The organism is Haloplanus sp. C73 (assembly GCF_051195115.1).
In the GTDB taxonomy this organism is placed as follows: domain Archaea; phylum Halobacteriota; class Halobacteria; order Halobacteriales; family Haloferacaceae; genus Haloplanus.
Window position 1 is genome coordinate 140,150 of sequence record NZ_JBNTJZ010000006.1, and the last position, 23,471, is coordinate 163,620.

Sequence of the window (23,471 nt, forward strand, 5' to 3'; positions counted from 1 at the left end):
CGGCTCTCGTGAGGATAAATCCACAGGCGAATCACCAGTCGGTGAGAGTCCGCGGCGCCGTCACTCCTCGGCGGTAGGAATCGGGCCCGTTCCGATGGCCGACCGGGCCGTCGACAGGAAGGTCTGGCGGGTGTCGAAGTACGTCTCGTCGACGTCGTCGAGAATCGAGCCAACCGTCCGCGGGCCGTCCGGCGTGCGAACGGTCGCGTCGCCCTCCTTGCGGCGGATGGCACTCGCCTCTTGGGGCCAAGTGAGTCGGGACGCCACTCTGGCGAGCGGTGCGCCCTCGACCGGGTCGCCCTCGCCGAGTTCGACTGCGGGCTCTGCCTCTTCGTCCGTGTCGTCGCTCATGCGCAGCGATACTTCGCGGTGTGAGTTAATGGCTTCGGACCCGCGGACGCGCGAGTACCGTCACACGCCCGTCTGACGTAGGGTTTTGTGTGCGGCCGGTGTAGCCTCGGGTATGACCAGTCTCGGGGAGGTCTACCACGGGGACGACCGGAGTGGCCCGAGTCTCCGACAGATATACGCGGGGTCGGCTCTGTTCGTCGCCGGTATCGTCCTCGTCGTTGCGGGCATCATCGTCGCGACGACCGACGTGTTGCTCGGCGGTGGCACCACGCTCTATCAGGTTCGCGAGTATGGGGGCATCCTCGCCGGCGTCGGGGTGCCCGCCGTCTTCCTCGGCATCTCCGCCGTCCTGCCCGCGGAACGCTCGACACGCGCCGCCGCCGGCATCGGCGCCAGCGTCGCCCTTCTCGGCGTCGCGCTCTTCGCCCACGCCTACCCCTGCCGGTGGTCGGGCGCCACCTGCGCACCCGGCATGGTCGACCTGACGCTTCCGACCGCCGGCGTCTACTTCCTCGGCGCGCTCACCACCTTCTGGTGTCTGTTCGTCGGCATCGCCAACTTCAAGACGCGAAACGACCCCGGCGGCACCGTGACGATGGAAGTGACGCGACAGGGTGAGACGAAAGTCGTCGAAGTCGACCGCTCGAAGTCGATGGGCGGGGTCGGTCTCGGCGGCACCACGTCGGGACCGACCGGCACCGTCAGCCCCCAGATGAGCGACGGCGGCTCCGACGACGAAACCGTTCGCGAAGTCACCTCCGTCTCGACCACCACCGGCGGCGGGTCGACGGCGGCGTCGCCCGCGTCGCCGGATTCGCCCGGCGACGGCGGCGAGGTCTGGAAGTCGACGGCGGCACCCAGCGCATCGACCGACGCCGCCGACCGCTACTGCGGCAACTGCGAACACTTCGAGTACGTCCGAACCGAGCGCGGCATCCAGCCCTACTGTGGCTACCACGACGGCGTCATGGCCGATATGGACGCCTGTGAAGACTGGAGCGAGCGCTAGTCGGACGCCACGACGATTCGGATGTGGTCGCCTTCCTGCAGAATGTACGTCGACGGCTCGACTTCCGCACCGTCGACTTCGACGATAGACGTCTCGCCCGGGTCGTCGCCGTAGGTCGTTCCGTCGACGGTCACCGTCCCCTCGTTCACTTCGAGACCGACCGTCGCCATCGCCCACTGGAGCGTGACGCTCCGGGCGTGGACGTGCCACTGCGAGCCGTCCCCGTCCTCGAAGTGGAAGGCGTCGACGCCCGTGGATTCGTACTGGAAGCGTTGCTGACTGAAACCGACCGACTGGTTGTCGATTGTCACGTTGATGGTCCCGTGGTAGTGGACGGCCCCGGTGTCTCGGGGTTCGATGACGCGTCCCGCCCCGTCGCTTCCCATGAGCGTCGCATACACCACCACGACGCCCGCGAGGAGGATGACGACGCCGAGCGCGGCCAATCGGAGGCTAATCCCACCGTCATCGTCGTCGACGGAGAGGCGCCGACGGTCGATTGGGCCGAGTTCGTCCGCGTGCGTCCCCTCGAGATGTGCCTCGTGGGCGTCTTCGTCGTCGAACGTCTCACCGCAGTATCGGCACTCGGGCATCGGTCGATGCAGACGCCCCGCCCCCTCAACCGTTGCGGTTGTCCCGCACCGACTGGGTCACGCTCGCGAGCCGCGCGCGCACGTCGTCCCAGTGACTCCCCTTCCAGAAGTGCGCCCCACACGACACACACTCCCAGACGTCGGTCTCCGAGGGGTCGGGGGCGTGGTCGGGCGTCGACGCCGCCGAGTCCACTGGGTCGAGTGCCCCGTTACACCGGCCACAGCGTCGCGGCGCGTCCGGAAGAGAGAGCCGAACCCCGGCGGCGTCGAGTTCGCGCAACTGCCCCTCGATATCCTTCGCGGCGAGTCGAATCGCGCCGTCGGTGCGGGCCGCGAGGTCGGCGTCGCGCGTGAGGAGGCGGCGGTCTTCGCGGCGGGCGAGGGTCGCGATGTCGTCGTCGGCCTCGACGCCCCGGTCGAGCGCGTACGCCGTGTCGTGGCCGCACATCCGCAGGTATCGCGCCAGTTTGCCGAGCATCGCGTCACAGAGAAAGCGCCCCATCAGTCGAGCCACGCGGTCAGGTCGGCGGGCGACCGCGTGTTGAGTACGTCCGCTGCCTCGGCCCAACCGCGTCGCGCCGTGCGGACCCCGTAGCGCCGCAGTTCTAGTTCCTGCCCGCTGTGGGCGTCGGTGTTGACGGCTATCGTCGCCCCCGCGTCGATGGCGGTCCGAACCCCATCGTCGTTCAGGTCGAGTCGGTGCGGGTTGGCGTTCACTTCGAGCGCCGTCCCGGCCTCGGCCGCCGCCGTCGCGACGCGTTCGAGGTCGGGCGCGAGACCGGGGCGGTCGTTGATGAGTCGACCAGTCGGATGGCCGAGGACATCCGTCTCGGGGTGTTCGACTGCGGCCACGAGGCGGTCGGTCGCCGCCTCGCGGTCCGCGCCCAGCCCGCTGTGTGGCGACGCGACGACCACATCGAGGTCCGCGAGGACGTCGTCGCTCACCGAGAGGTCGCCGTCGGCGTCGATGTTAGCCTCGACGCCGTGGAAGACGGTGATGTCGGCATCCGATGCGGCGTCTGCGACGGCGTCCATCTGCTCGCGAAGGTCGTCGTCGTCGAGGCCGACGCCCCCGACCATCCCCGGTCCCGTGGCGTGGTCGGAGATGCAGATGTAGTCGTCGCCGCGGTCTACCGCCGCCGCTATCATCGACGCAATGGACTCGCCCCCGTCCGACCACTCCGTGTGCGTGTGGAGGTCGCCCCGGAGCGCGGACGGGTCGACGAGGTCCGGGAGGTCGCCCGCCCGCGCGGCCTCGATTTCGCCCCGGTTCTCGCGGAGTTCCGGCGGGATGAGCGGGAGGTCGAGAGCCTCGTACATCTCCGTCTCCGTCTCGCCGCCGACGCGCGTCCCCGCGCGTTGGCCGTCTTCGTCGTCGACCGAACTCACGTCGAACACGCCGTACTCGTTCATCTTCAGGTCGCGGTCGAGCGCGAGGTTGCGGAGGTGGACGTTGTGGTCTTTGCTGCCGGTGAAATACTGAAGGGCGGCCCCGAACTCCGACGGGACGACGACGCGACAGTCGACGCGCATGTCGCGGGCGCGGACGCTGACTTTCGTCTCCCCGGACTCGATGATATCGGCCTCCGAATCCCAATCGAGGAAGGCCTCGACGGCGCCGTCCGGGTCGTCGCTCGCGACGAGGACGTCCACGTCGCCGATGGTTTCGCGCCACCGCCGTATCGACCCCGCGATGGCCACCTCGGCGACCGGGTCGGCGTCCCGGAGGTAGTCACGGACCGACTCGGCGATGGGGCGGGCGTCACCGAGCAGTTCCCGTTCCTGTGACTGCCGGGCGAAGGGGATGTTTTCGAGGATGTTCGACTCGGTTTTGGGACCGAAGCCCGACACCGACTGAATCTCGCCGTCGCGCGCGGCGGCTTCGAGTTCGTCGAGGGTCGTGATGCCGAGTGCTTCGTAGAGCGTGCCGACCGTCTTCGGCCCCACGCCCTCGACGCTCGTGAGCGCCGCCATGTCGACGGGCAGGTCTTGCCGTAATTCCTCCAGTTCCTCGATAGAGCCCGTCTCGACGTACTCGATTACTTTCGACGCGAGCGCGTCGCCCACGCTCTCGATGTCTTTCACCGCCGACTTCCCCTCCGCCGCCACCTCCTCGATTGGCGTCGGATACTCGCGGATGCGCTCGGCGGCACGGCGATAGCTCCGGGGTTTGAACTCGACGTCTTTCGCTTCGAGGTAGTCCGCCATCTCCTCGAACCGGTCGGCGATTTCGGCGTTGCGGCTCACAGCCGCCCCCGCGTGTTGTGGCTGGTGTCTTTGTGGCCGAGCGCCTTCTTGAGGAAGTTCATCCACCGCTTGCGGTCGGCCGCTTCCTGCGCTTCGGCCTCGCGCTCTAAGTCGGCGGGGCCGAGCTGTTCGAGTGCGTTCAGCGCGCGGTCGATGCCGATGATGCTGTCGACCACGTCCTCGCCCTCGCTGTAACTCACCTCGCCCTCCTCGATTCGTTCGAGGCGCTCTATCCGCTCCCGACGAAGGTTCTTCTTCGCTCGCTCGACCCGCTCGCGCTCGCCCGCCGGCACCGTGTCTCGACGCTTGATTTCGAAGACGAACTGCTGGAGGTCCACCTCCTCGCCCTGTATCGTGATTCGCTCGGGAATGTCCGCGCCGACCGTCGCCCCCTCACGGTTGACGCGCTCGAGGAGTTGCTTGCGCTCGAACTCTTTCACGGCCTGCCGTTGGCGCGCCGCTCACTTCGCTCCTTCGCCGGCGGTGTCCGTGTACGGCTCCTCGATATCCGGGTCACCGCCCATGACGGAGCCGGCGCGCCGCGTCACGAAGTCGAAGACGACGACGACGGGCAGGAGGAGGCGCTCGACGACCCACACCGGGCGAGCGGTCGTGAGCGCCCAGTCCTCGGCGTTGCCGAGGCCGTACGCCTTCGGCAGGATTTCGCCGAAGACGAGGACGACGCTACTCGCGACGACGGTGGTGAGCAGAACGGCGATTTCGCCCGTGAAGCGCTCGGCCAGCAGGACCGCGAGGATGCTGGAGATGGCGACGTTGACGACGTTGTTACCGACGAGAAGCGTCACCAAGAGTCGATGCGGGTCCTCGCGCAGTTCGGCCAGTATCGAGGCGCGGGGGTCCTTTGCGGCGACGCGTTCGTCGAGCCACGCCCGCGAGAGCGAGAAGACGGCGATTTCGGTGCTGGAGAAGAAGGCACTCGCGACCAGCAACCCAACCAGTGCGACGATGCTCAGTATCGGGAGGCCGACTGTCGTCATGTCCCTCGTCGTGTCGAGCGAGACAAAAAACGGGCGGTCAGACAGAAAGTTCTTGACTACGGCCCGACCATCCTCGCCAAATGGATTCGTCCGGCAGTGTGTCGGTGAGCGTCGTCCTCCCCGCGTACAACGAGGAGGACACCATCGAGGAGACGGTGACGACGACGCTCGACACGCTCGGCGCCTTCCTCCCGGACGACTCGTACGAGGTAATCGTCGCGGAGGACGGCTGTGACGACCGCACGCCGGACATCGCCGACCGCCTCGCCGCCGCCGACGACCGGGTTCGACACTACCACAGCGACGAGCGACTGGGTCGGGGCGGCGCGCTCGAACGCGCCTTCGAGGCCGCGCGCGGCGACACGCTCGTCTACTTCGACACCGACCGCGCGACGGACATGCGCCATTTGGAGGAACTCGTCGAGCGGGTGCGCTCCGGCGACGCCGACGTCGCCACGGGGTCGCGCTGGATGCCCGGCCGCGTCGCCGACCGCCCGGCGAAACGGGGAGTGCCCTCCCGCGCCTACAACGGTCTCGTCCGGCTGTTCCTTCGCTCGTCGCTCTGTGACCACCAGTGCGGGTTCAAGGCGCTGAGCCGCGAGGCCTTCGTCCGCCTCCACCGAGACATCGAGGACGACCACTGGTTCTGGGACACCGAACTGCTGGTTCGCGCCCAGCGCGCCGGCCTGACCGTCGCGGAGTTTCCCGTCGAGTGGGAGCCGAAAGGCGACACGAAAGTCGACCTCGTCCGGGACGTGTTCGGCATGGGGAGCCAGATTCTCCGGCTCTGGTGGCAACTGTCGGTCGCCCCCCGCATCACCCGCCGGGTGAGCGTCGGCGCGGGCGTCCTCCTCACCCTCGTCGCCCTCGCGCTCATGACGGTGTATCTCGACCCGCAGGCGGTGTTGACGGAACTCGAAGGCGCCGACCTCTCGCTCGTCGCCCTCGCGGGTCTCGTCTATCTCTGCTCGTGGCCGATTCGAGGCGCTCGCTACCGCGACATCCTACGCGAACTCGGCTATCGCGAACGCCTCGGCTTCCTCACCGGCGCGGTGTTTATCAGTCAGACGGGGAACCTCGTCTTCCCCGCTCGCCTCGGCGACGGCGTCCGGGCCTACGTCGTGAAGGCGCGCCGCGGGATTCCGTACCCAACCGGATTCGCGTCGCTGGCCGTCGAACGCGTCTTCGACCTGCTGACCATCACGCTCCTCGGCGGGACGGTGTTCGTCGGGTTCGTCCTCACGGGCGCGACGGACCAAGTCGTCGACGCCGTCTCCGCTGGCGTCCCCGGCGTCGACCCCCGGAGCGCCCGCGTCGCACTCACCGTCGCCGTCGGCGTCGCGGTGGCGGCACTGCTCGCCGTCGTCGCCATCGTGGTGAGCGCCCGCCGTGACGACAACCTGATTCGCCGGGTCGTTACCGGTGTGAGCAGCGACTCCTACGCCGACTACGTCGCGGGCGTCTTGGAGGGCTTCGTCTCCGGCGTCCAGACGGTCGCCGCCGACCGCGCCGCCTTCGCGCGGGTGGGCGCGAGCAGCCTCGCCATCTGGTCGCTCGACGTGGTGACGGCGGTGCTCGTCCTCGCCGCCTTCGACGTCGCGCTCGCGCCGTCGACGCTCGTCGCCGTCGGTTTCTTCGCGGTGAGCGTCGGCAACCTCGCGAAGGTGCTCCCGCTCTCGCCGGGCGGCATCGGGCTGTACGAGGCGGCCTTCACGCTCCTCGTCGCCGGGCTGACGCCCGTGACGGGGCCGACCGCCTTCGGCGCCGCGGTCCTCGACCACGCCGTGAAGAACCTCGTCACCGTCGCTGGCGGCGTCATCTCGATGCTCGCGCTCAACGTCTCGCTGACGAGTGCGGTCGACGAGGCGTCCGGCGAGTCGGCGCCCGACGCGGACGCCGCGGACCCCGACGCCGACTGAGCGACCTCACTCGAACAGGTCGGCGAGGCGTTTGGCGCCGTCGAGCAAGTTCGGACTCGGCTGATTCAAGAGTGCGTCGTCCACGACGTGGACCGCGGCGTCGATGTCCCACCCGCGCTCGGTCACCGTCGCGGGGTCGACATCCGTCCCCTGCCCGCAGAGATGGAGGACGACGTGGTCGGGGTCGGCGGCTTCGACCGTCGCTTTACTCACCGCTCGCGAGCGGTCGCCGGGGTCGACGAAGGGGTACTCTCCGCCGGCGGCGGCGACCACCTCGGGCACCCAGTTGCCGGCGGCCATCGGCGGGTCGGCCCACTCCTCGCAGTAGACGGTGGGCGCGTCGTCGGTCGCGCGCGCCCGGACGCGGTCGAGTCGCTCGCGGCTCCGGGCGGCGAGTCGCTCACCCGCCTCGCTTTCCCCCACGGCGGCGCCGAGGGCGGCGAACCCCTCGATGGCCTCGGGGAGCGTCGTGGCGTCGACGTCGTGGACACGAATCCCGCGGTCACGGATGGCGTCGCGTACGTCGGACTGGAGGGCGTCGCTGGTACAGACGAGGTCGGGGTCGAGGGCGTCGACCCGGTCGAGGTCCGGGTCGAGCCACCCCCCGAGGACGGCGGCGTCGATGTCGCCCCGATGGTGGCTCGTGACGCCGGCGAGGCGGTCCGCGACGCCGAGTGCGTCGAGCGTCGCGGTGGCGGCGGGCGCGAGCGAGACGATGCGACGCGGGGGAGTCATACCGGTCACAGGGGGCCGACGGTAAAGAACGCGGTGGCCACCGCCGGAACCGACACCGATACCTGCGGGGGCCGGGGAGGTGCAGGCGATGCGGACTCAGCACGTCCTGCACGTCGGCGACGCCGCGGCGATGGACGCCGTCGCCGACGAGTCGGTCGACCTCGTCGTCACGTCGCCACCGTACCCGATGATTGACCTCTGGGACGACCTCTTTTCGGCGCAGGACCCGGACGTGGCGGCGGCCCTCGACGCCGGCGACGGCGACGCCGCCTTCGAACGCATGCACGCGCAGTTAGACGCCGTCTGGGACGAGGTGATGCGAACCCTCGCCCCCGGCGGCGTCGTCTGTATCAACGTCGGCGACGCCACCCGCTCCATCGGGGGCGAGTTCCAGCAGTTTCCGAACCACGCCCGAATCATCGACGCCCTCCGCTCTCGCGGCTTGACGCCGCTTCCGGACGTACTCTGGCGCAAGCCGACCAACAGCCTCACCAAGTTCATGGGGTCGGGGACGCTCCCCTCGAACGCCTACGTCACCCTCGAACACGAGTACATCCTCATCTTCCGGAAGGGCGACACCCGCTCCTTTCCGCCGGGCGATGACCGACGCTACGAGAGCGCCTTCTTCTGGGAGGAGCGCAACCGCTGGTTCTCCGACCTCTGGGAGGTTCGGGGCGAGGGACAGGCGCTCGCCGACACCGACGACGACCGGCGGGACCGCTCCGCTGCCTTCCCGCTGGAGATTCCGCTCCGCCTCCTTCGGATGTTCTCGGTGCGCGGTGACCGCGTCCTCGACCCTTTCGCGGGGACGGGCACGACGGCGCTGGCCGCGATGCACACCGCCCGCAACTCGGTTGGATTCGACCTCGACGGCGACCTCTTTACCGCGCTCGACGAGCGACTGACCGACCTGCCGACTGCCTCGCGGCGTCGCGTCGCGGCCCGTCTCGACCGCCATCGGGAGGCGATGGCCGAGCGCGACGGCGGCTACGACGCCGAGCACTACGATTTCGAGGTGGTGACCAAGCGCGAGCGGCGCATCCGGCCCTACGTCGTCGAGGGCGTCGACTCGGAATCGGTCGAGTCGGGGCGGCGCTACGCTGTCGACCACCGGCCCGCAGACGGAGAGGAGTTTAGTGGCTCCCCCTCCGAGTGACCGGTGATGGAGTTCGATTCGCTGGTGCTCGCGGCGGCGACGGCCGACCTCGGGGACGAACCGGCGGCGCGGCCCCACGCCGACGCCGTCGAGTTTCGGATGGACCTCGCGGCCGACCCGCTCGCGGCGCTCGACGACTACGACGGTGACCTCCCGCTCATCGTCACGAACCGCGACCCCGCAGAGGGCGGTGAGGCGACGGGCACCGAGGCCGAGCGACTGGACGCGCTCGCGACGGCGAGCGAGTACGACGCGGTCGGCGCCGTCGACATCGAACTCGCGAGCCTGCGAGAGGCGGTCGGTGCGTCGGTGGCCGAGACGGTTCGAGAGAACGGCGCGCGCGTCATCGCCTCGGTCCACGACTTCGAGGCGACGCCGTCCGAGTCGCGACTGAACGACCTGCTCGCCGCCGCCGCCGACCACGGCGACGTCGGGAAGGCGGCGGTGACGGCGACGGACCGCGAGGACGCGCTCCGGGTGCTATCGGCGACCCACGCGGCGACGGCCCGCGGCGACCGGGTGGCGACGATGGCGATGGGCGAGGCGGGGCGCCACACCCGAGCGGTCGCACCGCTCTACGGGTCGAAAATCGGGTACGCGCCGCTCGACCCCGACGAGGCGACCGCACCCGGACAGTACGACTTGGCGACGCTCGCGGACCTCGTCGACCGCCTCGGCGGTCGGTGAGCGGCGTCGGACGAGAGGTATAAGCGCGTGGCGCTCACATCGGTCGAAGATGACTACACCGGACCGACGGGTCGTGGTCGCGGTTCTCGTGAGCGTCGCGGGGGCGGCACTCGGTATCGGCGGCGTGGGTCACGCCTACCTCCGACGGTGGCGGCGCGCGGTCGCGTGGTTCTCGCTCGTCCTCGGTGCGGGACTCGTACTGGTCACGACGTTCGCCAACCCCGAGACGGCGACGGTGGCGACGCTCCCGCTTCGGGTCACGCTCCCGGTGGTCGTGTTGCTCGCGTTGAACACGGTGGACACGTACCACGTGGCTCGGTCGGTCGACGCCGAGACCGAGGCGCCATCGTGTCCCTCGTGCGGCCGGACGCTGGACCCGGAGCTCTCGTTCTGTCCGTGGTGTGCTGGCTCGGATAGCGAGCGAGCCGAAGAAAACGGCTGACGCCGGCCTTCAGGTTCGCAGGAAGTAGACCTGTTTGCGCGCGTCCTTGAAGCTGTAGCGGGAGCCGACGATGTCGGACTCCTCGAGACGGTTCAGCGCGTAGCGGACCGTCCGGTCGGGGAGCAGCGACTCTTCGGCGAGCTGGCCCTGCGACAGCGGCGAGTCGCCTTCGAGCACCTTTGCGACGAGTTTCGCGCTCGGCGGCAGTTCGCGAAGTCGCTCTCGGTATTCGGTGGTGGTCAGTCGGTCGTCGCCAACGGAGTCTGCTGCTGTGGTGCTCATACATGGTCGTCCATGTCGTTAGTGGTAAAGGTTATCTCCATATGCGTGCAAACACACGAGATACCTTATATGCGTTTAATTACAATATGAGGTAACGACTTCTCGAAGTCGACATATCGGTTCCTCGCGGTGCCATCCAGTACGGTTTTAATCTTCGGCCCGAGAGACGCGTAGCGTGAAAGGAGCGGAGTGGTACCAGGCGGACGAGATTGCCCAAGAGTACGACGTCAAGCGGTTCTCGCGCGGGGGGCGTCTCATCGACCGCCGCGAAAAGCGAGCCGTGTTGGAGGCGCTGGGTCCGGTCGAAGACAAGGACGTCCTCGAAATCGCCTGTGGAACGGGGCGATTCACCGTCATGCTGGCCGAGCGCGGCGCCAACATCACCGGGTTGGACATCTCCTCGGCGATGATGGACGAGGGGCGAAAGAAGGCGCGCGCGGCCGGCGTCTCCGACCGAATCGAGTTCCTCCGGGGTGACGCCGCTCGGCTCCCCTTCCCGGACGACCACTTCGACACCGTCTTCGCGATGCGGTTTTTCCACCTCGCGGACACGCCCGCGAAGTTCCTCTCGGAGATGTGCCGCGTCTCGAAAGAGCAGGTGTTTTTCGACACGTTCAACGACCGAAGCACGCGCGTCCTCTACAACTGGCTCCTGCCGATGGGGTCGCGGCTCTACGGTCGTGAGGAGGTCCACCGCCTCATCGAGGGCGCCGGGCTAACGCTGACGGACGCGAGTCACGACTTCGTCCTCCCCTACGGTTTCTACCGGAAGATTCCGAATCGGCTGGCCGACGCGTTCCGAACGGTCGACACCACCATCGGCGACACGCCGCTGGGGACACACCTCGCCTCGGTGTCGTACTGGAACGCCCACGTCTGATTCGGCGAGAGGGAATCGTTATACGCCCCGAGTCGGTGTAGACGGGTATGGCGCTCTCGGTAGTGCTACCGACGCTCAACGGACGTGACCGGCTCGCGGCGGCGCTCGACGCGCTGGCCGCGCACGTCCCGGGCGCGGAAGTCGTCGTCGTCAACGGCCCGTCGACCGACGGCACTACCGGAATGGTTCGTGACCGAGACGACGTCGACGTCCTCATCGAAGTCGCCACCCGGACGGAGAACGTCGCCCGCAACGCCGGACTCGAAGCCGCGACGGGCGAGGTGGTGGCGCTCTTGCATCAGGGACTCGTCGTCGAATCCACGTGGCTCGACGGCCTCACCGACGGGCTGACCGACGCCCCGGTCGTCACCGGGCCGACACACCGGACGCTCGACGGCGGGATGACGACCGAGGAGTCGGAGCGGGCCCGCGTCGGCTCTCGCGACGTGACGTATTTCAACGGCGGCAACGTCGCCTTTCGGCGGTCCGTACTCGACGCCCTCGACGGCTTCGACGAGTATCTGGAGACGGGCGGTGACCGCGACGCCGCCCACCGACTCGCCGGCCTCGGCTACGAGGTGGCGTGGCGCTCCGACATGTGTGTTCGACAGGAGTACTCCGCGGACGGCAGCCGAACACCCGACGACCACGGCACGGAGTTCCGCGCGCTCGCCTACCGCCTCGTGAAGAACTACGGAATCCGCCCCGTGTCGGCGACGGGGACGAGTCGGCGGGCGATTCGGGACGCACTCGGCGCCGCGGGCGACGTCGTCCGCGGCGACCTGAACCCGACCGAGTGGTTCGGCATCGGCCGCGACGTCCTCAGCGGTATCGCGCGCGGCGCCGCCGACGGCGTCATCGCGCGCGTGAAAGACCGGTCGGCGACGCGCAACCCACACGGCGTCTCCGACCGTACCGACCGCGCCGTCGCGCGGTACGACTGGCGCTGACGACGCCCTCGCTCAGACGGGGTCGAGGTGGACGTCGTTGCCGGGCGAGAGACCGAACCACTCGTCGCCCCGCCCGTCGTTGACATCACACTCGACGTAGCCGTGGCTGCCGATGACGGCCAGCGGGCTTCCGGGGTCGACGGCGCCGAACGTCTCGACGGCAGGGACGCGCTCGCCGTTGACGCGAATCGCGTCGCGCCCGTCGAGGAAGTCGCCGGGGACGTTCGTGACGACGTTCCCGAAGTCGTCGACGGCGAGCACCCACCCGCGAGCGCCGTCGTCGTCGACGACTGCCTCGGGGAGTCGGCAGTCGACCGGCTCGTCGATTGGGGTCAGGCGCTCGTGGTCGTCGAGCGGGACGGTCGTGTCGTGGACCGTCGCCGCGAGCGGGGCGAACACGTCGCGGCCGTGGAACGTACTCGACGCCGGGTCGCCGGCGTCGGCGTGGAACCAGTCCACGTCGTCGGCCAGCCGCCTCGCCGCGGGGACGAGCAGTCCGTTGTCCGGGCCGACGAGGGTGTGGTCGCCGGCGCGCGCGACGAGGACATCCCGGTCGGTGCCGACGCCGGGGTCGACGACTGCGAGATGTGTCGCCGGCGGAAAGGTTGGCAGGAGTTCGCGGAGCCAGAACGCCGATTCGCGGACCGCGCCGCGGCGGAAGTCGTGGCTCACATCCACGAGACGGGCGTCGCTCTGCTGGAGGATGACGCCTTTCATCGCCGCGGGGTACGGACTGCCGAAATCGGACGCGAGCGTTATCATTGACCGTTGGTGTCGGTTTCGCTCACCCGTTGGATGCGCTCGATGCCGTTTATCTCCTCGATTACCTCGACCACGGGGTCGGGGACGAGCGGCCGCCACTCGCCGCCCTCGACCATGCGCTCACGGAGTTCGGTGCCTTCGAGGACGTCGCGGTTGAACATGGGCGATTGACGGACTTCGACCCCCGCCTCGTCGAAGAGTTGGATGACGAGCGGGTTGTTGGAGTAGGCGACGTCGAAGGCTGGTGTCATGCTCTGGACGTGGCTCGCCCAGACCGAGTTCCGGTCGAGGTCCTCGATGGGGACGACGTAGGTCGTGAGGTCGAACTCGGCGACGGACTTCGTGACCATCATCACGCGCTCGCCCGCGGTGAACGGGTTTCGAATCCCGTGAGAGTGGCCAGCACTGCCGATTCCGAGGACGAGTTCGTCAACCTCGGAGACGATTTCGCTGACCATCTGCTGGTGGCCGTCGTGATACGGCTGAAAGCGGCCAATGTAAAACCCCCGCATGGTACCGATGTGCGTGCGAGTGTTTATAAATTCGGCGAGTCGGCTCATCGCTCGAATACCGGACAGAAACTGGCTCTAACGCAGGTATCTGGTCGTTATCGTACCTCCGGTGTGGGAGAAAGTATATCAATCGCGCACCCTTCAGGTCGACCAACGACACCGTTCTATGAACGACGACACAAACACGGACGAGCGCCCGGCCGACGGCGCGGAGCGGGTCGACGACGACCCGCCCCACGACGACGCCGGTGGGGCCGACGAATGGGAAGACGACGTCCCTGTCCCGTCCGACCCGGACACCGATACGGGTGCGGACGACGCGGACGAGGGGTCCATCGAGGACCTCGGCAGCGACGTCCAGATAGACGCCGAAATCGACGAGGACGCGGAGGACGGCCTCCTCGGTGGTCTGCAGATAGACTCGACTGCCGAGATTAAGGTCCCCGACCGACTCGTCGACCAGGTGATTGGTCAGGAACACGCCCGCGACGTGGTCATGAAGGCGGCCAAACAGCGCCGGCACGTCATGATGATTGGCTCCCCCGGGACGGGGAAGTCCATGCTCGCGAAGGCGATGAGCGAACTCCTCCCGAAGGAGGAACTGCAGGACGTGCTGGTCTATCACAACCCCGACGACGGCAACGAACCCAAAGTTCGGACCGTTCCCTCGGGGAAGGGCGACCAGATAGTCGAGGCCCACAAGGAGGAAGCCCGCAAGCGCAACCAGATGCGCTCGTTCCTGATGTGGATTATCATCGCCATCGTGCTGGGCTACTCCCTGATAATCGCGGGGAACATCCTGCTCGGCATCCTCGCGGCGGGTATCATTTATCTCGCCTTCCGCTACGGCTCCCGTGGTTCGGACGCGATGATTCCGAACCTCATCGTGAACACGGCGGACCAGCAGACGGCGCCGTTCGAGGACGCCACCGGCGCCCACGCCGGCGCGCTGCTCGGCGACGTTCGGCACGACCCGTTCCAGTCCGGCGGGATGGAGACGCCGTCCCACGACCGGGTCGAACCCGGCGCCATCCACAAGGCCAACAAGGGCGTGCTGTTCGTCGACGAAATCAACACGCTCGACGTCCGCTCCCAGCAGCACCTGATGACGGCGATTCAGGAGGGCGAGTTCGGCATCACGGGCCAGTCCGAGCGCTCCTCGGGCGCGATGGTCCAGACCGAACCCGTCCCCTGTGATTTCGTCATGATTGCCGCCGGGAACCTCGACGCCATGGAGAACATGCACCCGGCGCTCCGCTCCCGCATCAAGGGGTACGGGTACGAGGTGTACATGGACGACACCATCGAGGACACGCCCGAGATGCGCCGGAAGTACGCCCGGTTCATCGCCCAAGAGGTCGAGAAAGACGGGCGGCTCCCGCACTTCACCGACGACGCCGTCAAAGAGGTCATCCTCGAAGCGCGGCGCCGCGCGGGGCGGAAGGGCCACCTGACGCTCGAACTCCGCAACCTCGGTGGGCTCGTCCGCGTCGCGGGCGACATCGCTCGCGCCGAGGACGCCGACAACACTACCCGCGACCACGTCCTGCAGGCGAAAGGTCGCTCGCGAAGCATCGAACAGCAGCTCGCGGACGACTACATCCAGCGCCGCAAGGACTACGAACTGGAGGTCAGCGAAGGCTACGTCGCCGGTCGCGTCAACGGCCTCGCAGTCATGGGCGAGGACTCCGGTATCGTCCTTCCCGTGATGGCCGAGGTGACGCCGTCGCAGGGTCCGGGCGAGGTCATCGCCACCGGACAGCTGAAGGAGATGGCACAGGAGGCCGTCTCCAACGTCTCCGCCATCATCAAGAAGTTCTCCGACGAGGACATCACCCAGAAGGACATCCACATCCAGTTCGTTCAGGCGGGTGAGGGCGGTGTCGACGGCGACTCCGCGTCCATCACCGTCGCGACGGCGGTCATCAGCGCGCTCGAAGACGTCGGCGTCGACCAGTCGCTCGCGATGACTGGCTCGCTCTCGGTCCGGGGCGACGTCCTCCCGGTCGGTGGCGTCACGCACAAAATCGAGGCCGCCGCCAAGACCGGCTGCGACCGGGTCATCATCCCCGAGGCCAACATGCAGGACGTGATGATTGAGGACGAGTACGAGGACATGATAGAAATCATCCCCGTCAGCCACATCAGCGAAGTGCTCGACGTGGCGCTCGAAGGCGAGCCCGAGAAGGACTCGCTGGTCGCTCGACTCAAGCAAATCACGGGCTCGGCGCTCGACAAACAGAGCGTCAATCAGGGTCCGAGCAGCCCCAGCCCGCAGTAGACGCGGCGTGCTCCCGTAATGCCCGCGTGGACGGCCTTCGCCGGCTTCGTCGGCGTCGTCCTCGCGGGTCTGCTCTTTCTGTCACACGCGTCCGCGGACGCGCTCACCTCGACCACCGAGTCACCAGACGACTACCCGTCGACACTGAACGACCGCGTCGTCGGGTCGCCGTCTCCCCCGACGGCGTCGCTACTTCTGAACGTCGTCGTCTCGCAGGGGCTGTTCGCTCTTCTGCTCGGTCTCGGGGTGTGGCTCGCCGACATTCCGCTCTCGGCGCTCGGTCTTTCTCCTACCGCCGTCGGGCCGGCGGCGCTCGGCGCTGGCGTCGCCCTCGGCGTCGCGCTCCACGCGCTGAACACCCTCGGCTCGCGACTCGGCGACCGGTTCGGTCTCGGCGAGTCCGAAGCGCTCCGCGAGGCGCTCTCGCCCGAGTCCCCCGCGGGCTGGGCCGTCCTGCTGTTCGTGGCGCTCCCGCTCGTCGCCGGGTTCGAGGAACTGCTCTTCCGGGGCATCCTCGTCGGCGCGCTCGCGACGGGATTCGACGTGTCGCCGTGGCTCCTCGCCGCCTCCTCCTCCGTCGCTTTCGCGCTCGGTCACGGCGCGCAGGGTCGAATCGGCGTCGTCGTCACCGGTCTCCTCGGATTCGTGCTGGCGGCGGCGTTCGTCCTCACGGGGAGTCTGGCGACAGTCGTGCTCGCTCACTATCTCGTGAACGCGCTGGAGTTCGTCGTCAACGAGCGGGGCGATTAGGCTTCGAGGTCACGGAGTCGTTCGGCGACGGCCGCGGGGGTGGCACCCGGCCCCGAAACGCGGTGGTCGGGGATGATGAGCGGTGCGGGGTTCGCCCGGAGCGCCTCGCGGACGGTGTCGAGAGCGGCTTCGTCCTCGTCGTCGAGTCCCGCCAGTCGCGCCACGCGGGCGACGTCGACTGTCTCTCCGTAGGGGACGTTCCGGACGGCTTCGAGGACGGTCCGTTGCTCCGTCGGGACGGTGAGGCCGACGGGCACGTCGTCGAAGTGGTCCTCGGCGCCGTCGAGATACTCGAAGATGCGGTCCAGAATCGGATGCTCGGGCTCGGCGTCGGCGGGCGGTTCGGCGGGGAACGAGACGCTAATCACGCGCTCGGCGACGACGCCGATTTGCACCGCGCGATCGAGTACCGACGAGTCTCGTGCGTAGATACCTTCCATGCGGACGTGGTGGGCCGGTCGACTCATAGTGGTTGTCGTGTGTCGCCCGTGCGAGGCCAGCGAGCGGGACGCAAGGCTTATGTGCAAATCAGTCCGTTAGTGTACAATGATGGACGCTAATGGTGAAGAACTTGCGGCCGAAGTGCGCTCGATTCTGTCGGCGGCACAGGAGCGCGCGGGCGGCGACGAGCGCGTGTCGGTCGACCCCCGCTCGTTCTCGGCGGCGATTGCGGACGCCGAGGCCGACGGCCGGGTTCCGGTTATCGCGGAGGTGAAACCGACGAGTCCGACGACCGAGGGGCGGCGCGACGACGACCCGGTCGAACTCGCGCGGGCCATGGTCGAGGGTGGGGCTGCGGCGCTCTCGGTCCTGACCGAACCCGAGCACTTCGGCGGGTCGACGGCGGCGCTCGAATCCGTCAGGGCCGCCGTCGACGTCCCGGTGTTGCGCAAGGACTTTATCGTGGACGAGTCCCAACTCGACCTCGTGGAATCCGATTTGGTCCTGCTGATTGCGCGGTTCGTCGACGACCTGTCCGGCCTCGTCGCGGCCGCCGAGGAACGGGGGTTCCAGCCGCTGGTCGAGGTGCACACGCGGGCGGAACTCGACCGCGCGCTCGGAGCGGGGGCAGACTTCGTCGGCGTCAACAACCGCGATTTGGGCCAACTCGAAGTCGACCTCGACACCTTCGAGTCGATTGCGCCCCACGTCCCGGACGACGTGACGCTGGTCGCAGAGAGTGGTATCGATTCGGTGGCGGACGTCCGCCGGATGCGCGAGGCGGGCGCCGACGCCCTGCTCATCGGGAGCGCGATTATGGACGGCGACGTGACAGCAAACGTGCGACGATTTACGACAGCATGAGTTCTCATACAGGAAAATTCGGCGAGTACGGTGGACAGTACGTTCCGGAAGCGTTGATGCCAGCCATCGAGGAACTGGAAGACGCCTACGAGCGCTACGTTCTGAACAACGAGGACGGCTTCATGGACGAGTTCCGGGAGCGCCTCGCGGACTTCGGCGGGCGTCCGACCCCCGTCCAGCACGCGGACCGGCTCTCAGAGCGCTACGACTGCGAGGTGTATCTCAAGCGCGAGGACCTCCTCCACGGCGGCGCGCACAAGCTGAACAACGCCTTGGGGCAGGTCTTGCTCGCGAAGTACATGGGTAAAGAGCGCATCATCGCCGAGACGGGCGCCGGTCAGCACGGCACCGCGACGGCGATGGCGTGTGCCCACCTCGGTATGCCCTGTGAAGTGTATATGGGCCGCCGAGACATCAACCGCCAGCGCCCCAACGTGTTCCGGATGCGTCTCAACGACGCCGAAGTGACCCCGGTGACCGTCGGGCGCGGGACGCTGAAAGAGGCCATCAGCGAGACGATGCGCGACTGGGCGACGAACGTCGAGGACACCCACTACGTCATCGGGAGCGTCGTCGGCCCTCACCCCTTCCCCGCGATGGTGCGTGACTTCCAACGTGTCATCTCCGAGGAGGCCCGCGAGCAGATACAGGACAAAACCGGTGCGCTTCCCGACGCCGTCGTCACCTGCGCCGGTGGCGGTTCGAACACCATGGGCGTCTTCGCGGAGTTCGTCGACGACGAGGACGTCTCGCTGTACGCCGTCGAGGCCGGCGGAAGTAGCCTCGAAGTGGACGAGGAGGCGGGCGTCGCGCCCAACTCCGCGACGCTCTCGACGGGGACGGAGGGCGTCCTCCACGGGTCGCGAACGCGTGTCTTGCAGGACCGCGACGGCCAGATTATGGAGTCACACAGCGTCTCGGCGGGACTGGACTACGCCGGCGTCGGACCCGAACTCGCCGACCTGACCGACCGCGGCCGCGTCACGCCGGCGAACGTCGACGACGACGCCGCCCTCGAAGGCTTCCACCGCCTCTCGCAGTTAGAGGGCATCATCCCCGCGCTCGAATCCGCCCACGCCGTCGCGTACGTCGAGGAGCACCACGACGAACTGGGCGACACCGTCTTGCTCAACATCTCGGGCCGCGGCGACAAGGACCTCGAAACCGTCTTGGAGGAGACTCACGGCCGCGATATCGACATCGCCCCTGACATCGACACCTTCGCGGAGACGGGGGGGTTCCAGTGAGCCGTATCGACGAGGCCTTCGCGGACGGCCCGGCCTTCATCCCCTATCTCGCCGCGGGCGACCCGAACTACGAGGCGTCGCTCTCCTACGTCGAGGCGCTGGAACGGGGCGGGGCAGACATCATCGAACTCGGCCTGCCCTTCTCCGAACCCATCGCCGAGGGGGCGACCATCCAGAACGCCATCGTCCGCTCGCTGGAGGCGGGGATGACGCCCACCCGCTTTTTCGAGTTCGTCGAGGACCTCGACGTCGAGGTTCCGCTGGTCTGTATGACCTACTACAACCTCATCTACCAGTTCGGCGAGGACGAGGAGCGGGGGCCGGAGGCCTTCGTTCGCCGCGCTGCGGAGGCGGGCATCGACGGCTTCGTCGTCCCCGACCTGCCTGCGGAGGAGGCCGGCCCGCTCCGTGACGCCTGTGACGAGTACGACTGCGAACTCGTCTTCATCGTCGCGCCGACGACGCGCGGCGAGCGATTGGAGCGCATCATGTCGCAGGTGTCGGGCTACGTCTACGTGCAGGCGCGGCTCGGCACGACGGGAGCGCGGACGGCGCTCTCGGACCAGACCGAGGAGAGCCTCGCCCGCGTCGTGGACTGGGACGTGCCGAAGGCGGTCGGATTCGGTATCTCGTCGGGCGAACACGCCCAGCGAGTGGTCGAAGCCGGCGCCGACGGCGTCATCGTCGGCTCTGCACTCATCGATATCGTGGAGCAGGGCGTCGAACGCGGCGACCCGCCGGTGACGGTGGCTAGCCGACTGGAGGCGAAAGCCCGCGAAATCAAGGAGGGTGCGCTCCGGGGGGCGGCGGCGGACGAACAGCCGCATCCGGAACGTACATAAGCGACACTGGTACAGGGTAACACATGAATGCGGGAACACGCGCACGCCTTCAGCGCATCTCCACGAACGACCGCTACCTCATCGTTCCGATGGACCACGGAGTAACGTTGGGGCCGGTGAAGGGACTGGTCGACATCGAAGGGACAATCGACGCGGTGACGGGGGGCGGTGCCGACGCCGTCCTCACCCAGAAAGGGGTCGCGCCGCGCGTCCACGACCACAAGAACGACGCGGGCTTTATCGTCCACCTCAACGGGTCGACGAACATCGGCCCCGACGAGGACGACAAGCGACGCACGGGCACGGTCGAGGCGGCGCTCCGGGCCGGCGCCGACGCCGTCTCCTTCCACATCAACGTCGGCTCCGAGTACGAACCGGAGCAGATGACGGCGCTCGCGGACGTGACCGAGCGCGCGACCGAACTCGGGGTGCCGACGCTCGCGATGGCCTACGCCCGCGGGCCGGACATCGAGGAGGACGACCCCGAGGCACTCTCCCACGCCGTCCGCCTTGCGGAGGAACTCGGTGCCGACGTGGTCAAGACGGGATACAGCGGCGACGGCGACAGTTTCGCCCCCGTCTGCTCGGCGACTCGTCTCCCCGTCGTCATCGCCGGCGGGAGTCGCGGGACGGACCGCCAGACGGTTCGGATGGTCCGCGGGGCGATGGACGGCGGCGCCGCCGGCGTCTCGATGGGGCGCTCCATCTTCCAGCACGACGACCCCGGCGCCATCACGCGCGCCATCTCGGCCATCCTCCACGACGACGTCGGCGTCGACGAGGCGCTTCGGCGCGGCGGTCTCCTCGAAGCCTGACCGTCACTATCCGCCACGTTGAAGCCATGCCCCGTCGAGTCTCAGATAATGACACGGAGCGTGTGGCTGAAAGCCGACGGCGATGTCGGCGACTGGGAGTCGCGAAAGGAACGCATCACTGCCGGTCTCGAAGCCGGCGTCGACTGGGTGCTCGTCGACGAGTCCGACGTGGCTCAGGTCCGGGAACTCGGTGACGTGAACGTCGCGGCGTTCCGAACCGACGCCGACCTCGTCGAGGACGCTGAATCCGACCGCCCGACCGCCGACGCGTACATCGTCGGCAAGAATAGCGAGGGCGACGGCACGGTCGACCTGCCGCCCGATTTCTCCGGCTCTGCCGACCTCTCGACGCTCCGCCGCGACGACGCCCGCGGACGCGGCGCGTACGTCCGCATCTTCGACGAGGACTACGAGAGCTTCGCCGAAACCGCCGCGCAGGACGCCGACTACACCATCGTCGTCGGCGAGGACTGGACCATCATCCCGCTGGAGAACCTCATCGCCCGCATCGGCGAGGAGACGGACCTGATAGCCGGCGTCACCAGCGCGGAGGAGGCCCAGACGGCCTTCGAGACGCTAGAGATTGGTGCCGACGGCGTCCTCCTCGATTCGGGCGACCCCGACGAGATTCGCTCGACCTGCGAGATGCGGGACGCCGCCGACCGCGAACAACTCGACCTGCAGTACGCCGAAGTGACGAAAGTCGAGCGGACGGGCATGGCCGACCGGGTCTGTGTCGACACCGGGTCGCTCATGGAACACGACGAGGGGATGCTCGTCGGGTCGATGTCGCGCGGGCTCTTTTTCGTCCACGCCGAGACGGCCGAATCTCCGTACGTCGCCTCCCGCCCCTTCCGGGTGAACGCGGGCGCCGTCCACGCCTACGCGCGCTCACCGGGTGGCGGGACGACGTATCTCGCCGAACTCCAGAGCGGCGACGAGGTGCAGGTGGTCGACACCGAGGGCGCAACGCGCGAAACCGTCGTCGGCCGCGTGAAAATCGAGAAACGCCCCATGTTCCGGATTCAGGCGGAGGTCGAAACCGAGGACGGCGTCGACCGCATCGAGACGCTCCTCCAGAACGCAGAGACCATCAAGGTCCACACCGACGAGGGCCGGACCGCCGTCACCGACCTCGAACCCGGTGACGATATTCTCGTCTACTACGAGGACGTGGCCCGCCACTTCGGCGAGGCGGTCGAAGAGAGCATCATCGAGAAGTGACTTCCCGCGTTCGCCGGGTTTCGGTCCCGACCGACACGTCGGCGCCCGGCGGCGCGACGAACGCCTACCTCCTCGACGGCGACGACGGCGTCGTCCTCGTCGACCCCGCGGCCCGCACCGACGCTCTCGATACGGCCGTCGCCGACCGGGGCGTCGACCACGTTACCGTCACCCACGCCCACCCCGACCACGTCGGTGGGGTGGCGCACTACGCCGCCGAGACGGGTGCGACCGTCTGGGCGCGGCGCGGGCGCGAAGCCCGTTTCGAGTCTGCGACCGACGTTGCTCCCGACCGCACCTTCGCCGAGGGTGAGTGCGTGAGCGGTCTGTCCGTCCTCGATACGCCCGGTCACGCGCCGGACCACGTCGCCTTCGAGACGCCGGCGGGCGTCGTCGCCGGCGACCTCGTGATGGCGACCGGAAGCGTCGCCGTCGCGGCGCCGGAGGGGGATATGCGCGCCTATCTCGTTGCGCTCCGGCGACTGCTCGCGCGCGACCCGGAACGGCTGTATCCGGGGCACGGCCCCGTCGTCGACGACCCGCGGGCGACGCTCCACCGTCTCTACGACCACCGACTCGACCGCGAGCGCCAAATCCAGCGCGCCGTCCGCAAGGGGGCGTCGTCGGTCGATAGCGTCGTCGACGCGGCCTACGACCGCGACCTCTCGGGGGTGCGCGCGCTCGCGGCGGCGACGGTGCGGGCCCACCTCGACAAACTCGCCGTCGAGGGTCGGGTTCGGTTCGACCCCGAAACGGGGTCGGTCGCCCCCTCGTAGCCGACGGCGTTTTGAGCCTCGCCCGTCCAGCGGAGGTATGGAGTCACTCGAAGCCGAACTCGAACGGGCGCAGGCCCTCGACGTGAGTGACCTCGCCGACGCCATCGAGTCCATCGGCTTCGAGTGTACGCGCTGTGGCGCCTGTTGCAAGGCGAACGAGGGCGACGAGGGCGACGGCGACCCGCACACGGCGACCGTCTTCCCGGACGAGATTCGGGAGTTACAGGCGACCACGGACTACGACTGGCGGGACGTGGCGCGGCCGATGCCTTACGGTCTCTCCGAGGGCGACGACGGTCCCGAGGGGACGACCTTCGAGTGGGCGCTTCAGACCGACGCCTGCGGCGATTGCACGTTCTACGAGGAGACAGACGGCGAGGGCAAATGTACCGTTCACGAGGACCGCCCGCTCATCTGTGAGACGTACCCCTTCAGCGTCGCCCTCGGTGGGACGAGCCAACCGATGGGCGAGGCGGTGGACGAGGCGGGGATGGTCCGCGCTCACGAGTGCGAGGGGCTGGGACGGGACATCTCGCGGGCCGATGCGGAGGAACTGGCAGACGCCCTCAAGGAGCGTGCCGTCCGCGAACTGGAGGAAGCAATCGGCGTCCGCGACAACTACGAGCCAGTCGACGCCGACGGCGTGGTCGTCTACGACTCGGAGGGACCGAAAACCCCGGACGGGCGACCCCGATAACGTCGGTACTC

Annotated in this window: 27 protein-coding genes; 16 read left to right on the forward strand and 11 right to left on the reverse strand. The window is 68.2% G+C overall.

Going from position 1 to position 23,471, the window contains the following annotated elements; translation table 11 throughout:
- Positions 1 to 60: 60 nt before the first annotated feature.
- Positions 61 to 351, reverse strand: a complete 291-nt coding sequence (locus tag ACQUSQ_RS11885) for a DUF5789 family protein (protein WP_435069439.1) — start codon at positions 349 to 351, stop codon at positions 61 to 63.
- 112 nt (positions 352 to 463) lie between these two features.
- Between ACQUSQ_RS11885 and ACQUSQ_RS11890 the strand changes: the two genes are divergently transcribed.
- Entirely contained in the window at positions 464 to 1,360 is an 897-nt protein-coding gene (locus ACQUSQ_RS11890; protein WP_435069441.1) for a DUF7139 domain-containing protein, read from the forward strand.
- Here the strand turns inward: ACQUSQ_RS11890 and ACQUSQ_RS11895 are convergent.
- From ACQUSQ_RS11895 to ACQUSQ_RS11915, 5 genes are read right to left on the reverse strand one after another with little or no spacing between them, the layout of a single operon-like run.
- Positions 1,357 to 1,953: a hypothetical protein gene (locus ACQUSQ_RS11895; protein ID WP_435069443.1), complete on the reverse strand. Its 597-nt coding sequence runs from the start codon at positions 1,951 to 1,953 to the stop codon at positions 1,357 to 1,359. The genes ACQUSQ_RS11890 and ACQUSQ_RS11895 overlap by 4 nt on opposite strands.
- Before the next feature lie 25 nt (positions 1,954 to 1,978).
- Entirely contained in the window at positions 1,979 to 2,455 is a 477-nt protein-coding gene (locus ACQUSQ_RS11900; RefSeq protein WP_435069444.1) for a Mut7-C RNAse domain-containing protein, read from the reverse strand.
- Positions 2,455 to 4,200, reverse strand: a complete 1,746-nt coding sequence (gene polX / locus ACQUSQ_RS11905; RefSeq protein WP_435069446.1) for a DNA polymerase/3'-5' exonuclease PolX — start codon at positions 4,198 to 4,200, stop codon at positions 2,455 to 2,457. The genes ACQUSQ_RS11900 and polX overlap by 1 nt, the downstream gene beginning before the upstream one ends.
- A complete protein-coding gene (locus ACQUSQ_RS11910; RefSeq protein WP_435069448.1) occupies positions 4,197 to 4,640 on the reverse strand; it encodes a DUF5788 family protein in 444 nt (147 codons plus the stop codon). Before ACQUSQ_RS11910 ends, polX begins: the two co-directional genes overlap by 4 nt.
- A gap of 21 nt (positions 4,641 to 4,661) precedes the next feature.
- Positions 4,662 to 5,198, reverse strand: coding sequence for a CNNM domain-containing protein (locus ACQUSQ_RS11915; RefSeq protein ID WP_435069450.1), 537 nt, complete (start codon positions 5,196 to 5,198; stop codon positions 4,662 to 4,664).
- 80 nt (positions 5,199 to 5,278) lie between these two features.
- Between ACQUSQ_RS11915 and ACQUSQ_RS11920 the strand changes: the two genes are divergently transcribed.
- A complete protein-coding gene (locus tag ACQUSQ_RS11920; protein ID WP_435069452.1) occupies positions 5,279 to 7,117 on the forward strand; it encodes a flippase-like domain-containing protein in 1,839 nt (612 codons plus the stop codon).
- Between the two features lie 6 nt (positions 7,118 to 7,123).
- Here ACQUSQ_RS11920 and ACQUSQ_RS11925 read toward each other — a convergent pair whose 3' ends face one another.
- A complete protein-coding gene (locus ACQUSQ_RS11925) occupies positions 7,124 to 7,852 on the reverse strand; it encodes a helical backbone metal receptor (RefSeq protein ID WP_435069453.1) in 729 nt (242 codons plus the stop codon).
- 88 nt (positions 7,853 to 7,940) lie between these two features.
- On the opposite strand from ACQUSQ_RS11925, the gene ACQUSQ_RS11930 reads away from it, so the two are divergent.
- Genes ACQUSQ_RS11930 through ACQUSQ_RS11940 form a run of 3 tightly spaced genes read left to right on the forward strand, consistent with a single transcriptional unit; the run spans position 7,941 to position 10,137 of the window.
- Entirely contained in the window at positions 7,941 to 9,008 is a 1,068-nt protein-coding gene (locus ACQUSQ_RS11930; RefSeq protein WP_435069455.1) for a DNA-methyltransferase, read from the forward strand.
- A 6-nt stretch (positions 9,009 to 9,014) separates the two neighbouring features.
- On the forward strand, positions 9,015 to 9,695 hold the full coding sequence (locus tag ACQUSQ_RS11935) for a type I 3-dehydroquinate dehydratase (protein ID WP_435069457.1): 681 nt from the start codon (positions 9,015 to 9,017) through the stop codon (positions 9,693 to 9,695).
- A gap of 49 nt (positions 9,696 to 9,744) precedes the next feature.
- A complete protein-coding gene (locus ACQUSQ_RS11940) occupies positions 9,745 to 10,137 on the forward strand; it encodes a DUF7575 domain-containing protein (protein WP_435069459.1) in 393 nt (130 codons plus the stop codon).
- Between the two features lie 9 nt (positions 10,138 to 10,146).
- Here ACQUSQ_RS11940 and ACQUSQ_RS11945 read toward each other — a convergent pair whose 3' ends face one another.
- Entirely contained in the window at positions 10,147 to 10,419 is a 273-nt protein-coding gene (locus ACQUSQ_RS11945) for a winged helix-turn-helix domain-containing protein (RefSeq protein ID WP_435069461.1), read from the reverse strand.
- A gap of 175 nt (positions 10,420 to 10,594) precedes the next feature.
- Here ACQUSQ_RS11945 and ACQUSQ_RS11950 point away from each other — a divergent pair, with 175 nt between their 5' ends.
- Both ACQUSQ_RS11950 and ACQUSQ_RS11955 read left to right on the forward strand, forming a co-directional pair.
- A complete protein-coding gene (locus ACQUSQ_RS11950) occupies positions 10,595 to 11,299 on the forward strand; it encodes a class I SAM-dependent methyltransferase (RefSeq protein WP_435069462.1) in 705 nt (234 codons plus the stop codon).
- Positions 11,300 to 11,346: 47 nt separating this feature from the next.
- Positions 11,347 to 12,249, forward strand: coding sequence for a glycosyltransferase (locus ACQUSQ_RS11955; RefSeq protein ID WP_435069464.1), 903 nt, complete (start codon positions 11,347 to 11,349; stop codon positions 12,247 to 12,249).
- Between the two features lie 12 nt (positions 12,250 to 12,261).
- Here ACQUSQ_RS11955 and ACQUSQ_RS11960 read toward each other — a convergent pair whose 3' ends face one another.
- Positions 12,262 to 13,011: an SAM hydrolase/SAM-dependent halogenase family protein gene (locus ACQUSQ_RS11960; RefSeq protein WP_435069466.1), complete on the reverse strand. Its 750-nt coding sequence runs from the start codon at positions 13,009 to 13,011 to the stop codon at positions 12,262 to 12,264.
- Positions 13,008 to 13,523, reverse strand: a complete 516-nt coding sequence (locus ACQUSQ_RS11965) for a nicotinamide-nucleotide adenylyltransferase (protein ID WP_435069467.1) — start codon at positions 13,521 to 13,523, stop codon at positions 13,008 to 13,010. Before ACQUSQ_RS11965 ends, ACQUSQ_RS11960 begins: the two co-directional genes overlap by 4 nt.
- Positions 13,524 to 13,689: 166 nt before the next feature.
- Between ACQUSQ_RS11965 and lonB the strand changes: the two genes are divergently transcribed.
- Both lonB and ACQUSQ_RS11975 read left to right on the forward strand, forming a co-directional pair.
- Positions 13,690 to 15,804 carry an ATP-dependent protease LonB gene (gene lonB, locus ACQUSQ_RS11970; protein ID WP_435069468.1) on the forward strand — a complete coding sequence of 705 codons (2,115 nt, stop codon included), beginning with the start codon at positions 13,690 to 13,692 and terminating at the stop codon, positions 15,802 to 15,804.
- 18 nt (positions 15,805 to 15,822) lie between these two features.
- Positions 15,823 to 16,554 (forward strand): CPBP family intramembrane glutamic endopeptidase, encoded by a 732-nt coding sequence (locus tag ACQUSQ_RS11975; protein ID WP_435069469.1) that lies wholly within the window; start codon positions 15,823 to 15,825, stop codon positions 16,552 to 16,554.
- Here ACQUSQ_RS11975 and ACQUSQ_RS11980 read toward each other — a convergent pair.
- Positions 16,551 to 16,994 (reverse strand): MGMT family protein, encoded by a 444-nt coding sequence (locus tag ACQUSQ_RS11980; RefSeq protein ID WP_435069471.1) that lies wholly within the window; start codon positions 16,992 to 16,994, stop codon positions 16,551 to 16,553. The genes ACQUSQ_RS11975 and ACQUSQ_RS11980 overlap by 4 nt on opposite strands.
- 109 nt (positions 16,995 to 17,103) lie before the next feature.
- Between ACQUSQ_RS11980 and trpC the strand changes: the two genes are divergently transcribed.
- The 7 genes from trpC to ACQUSQ_RS12015 are packed head-to-tail and all read left to right on the forward strand — an operon-like array spanning position 17,104 to position 23,460.
- Complete coding sequence (gene trpC, locus ACQUSQ_RS11985) at positions 17,104 to 17,859, forward strand: indole-3-glycerol phosphate synthase (RefSeq protein ID WP_435069650.1); 756 nt, start codon at positions 17,104 to 17,106, stop codon at positions 17,857 to 17,859.
- Entirely contained in the window at positions 17,856 to 19,106 is a 1,251-nt protein-coding gene (trpB, locus tag ACQUSQ_RS11990; RefSeq protein WP_435069473.1) for a tryptophan synthase subunit beta, read from the forward strand. Before trpC ends, trpB begins: the two co-directional genes overlap by 4 nt.
- Positions 19,103 to 19,948: a tryptophan synthase subunit alpha gene (trpA, locus tag ACQUSQ_RS11995; protein WP_435069475.1), complete on the forward strand. Its 846-nt coding sequence runs from the start codon at positions 19,103 to 19,105 to the stop codon at positions 19,946 to 19,948. The genes trpB and trpA overlap by 4 nt, the downstream gene beginning before the upstream one ends.
- A 23-nt stretch (positions 19,949 to 19,971) precedes the next feature.
- Positions 19,972 to 20,763, forward strand: coding sequence for a 2-amino-3,7-dideoxy-D-threo-hept-6-ulosonate synthase (locus tag ACQUSQ_RS12000; protein WP_435069477.1), 792 nt, complete (start codon positions 19,972 to 19,974; stop codon positions 20,761 to 20,763).
- A 48-nt stretch (positions 20,764 to 20,811) separates the two neighbouring features.
- Positions 20,812 to 21,987 (forward strand): 3-dehydroquinate synthase II, encoded by a 1,176-nt coding sequence (locus tag ACQUSQ_RS12005; protein WP_435069478.1) that lies wholly within the window; start codon positions 20,812 to 20,814, stop codon positions 21,985 to 21,987.
- Positions 21,984 to 22,763, forward strand: coding sequence for an MBL fold metallo-hydrolase (locus ACQUSQ_RS12010; protein WP_435069479.1), 780 nt, complete (start codon positions 21,984 to 21,986; stop codon positions 22,761 to 22,763). Before ACQUSQ_RS12005 ends, ACQUSQ_RS12010 begins: the two co-directional genes overlap by 4 nt.
- 37 nt (positions 22,764 to 22,800) lie before the next feature.
- Positions 22,801 to 23,460, forward strand: coding sequence for a YkgJ family cysteine cluster protein (locus ACQUSQ_RS12015; RefSeq protein ID WP_435069481.1), 660 nt, complete (start codon positions 22,801 to 22,803; stop codon positions 23,458 to 23,460).
- The last annotated feature ends 11 nt before the right edge of the window (positions 23,461 to 23,471 follow it).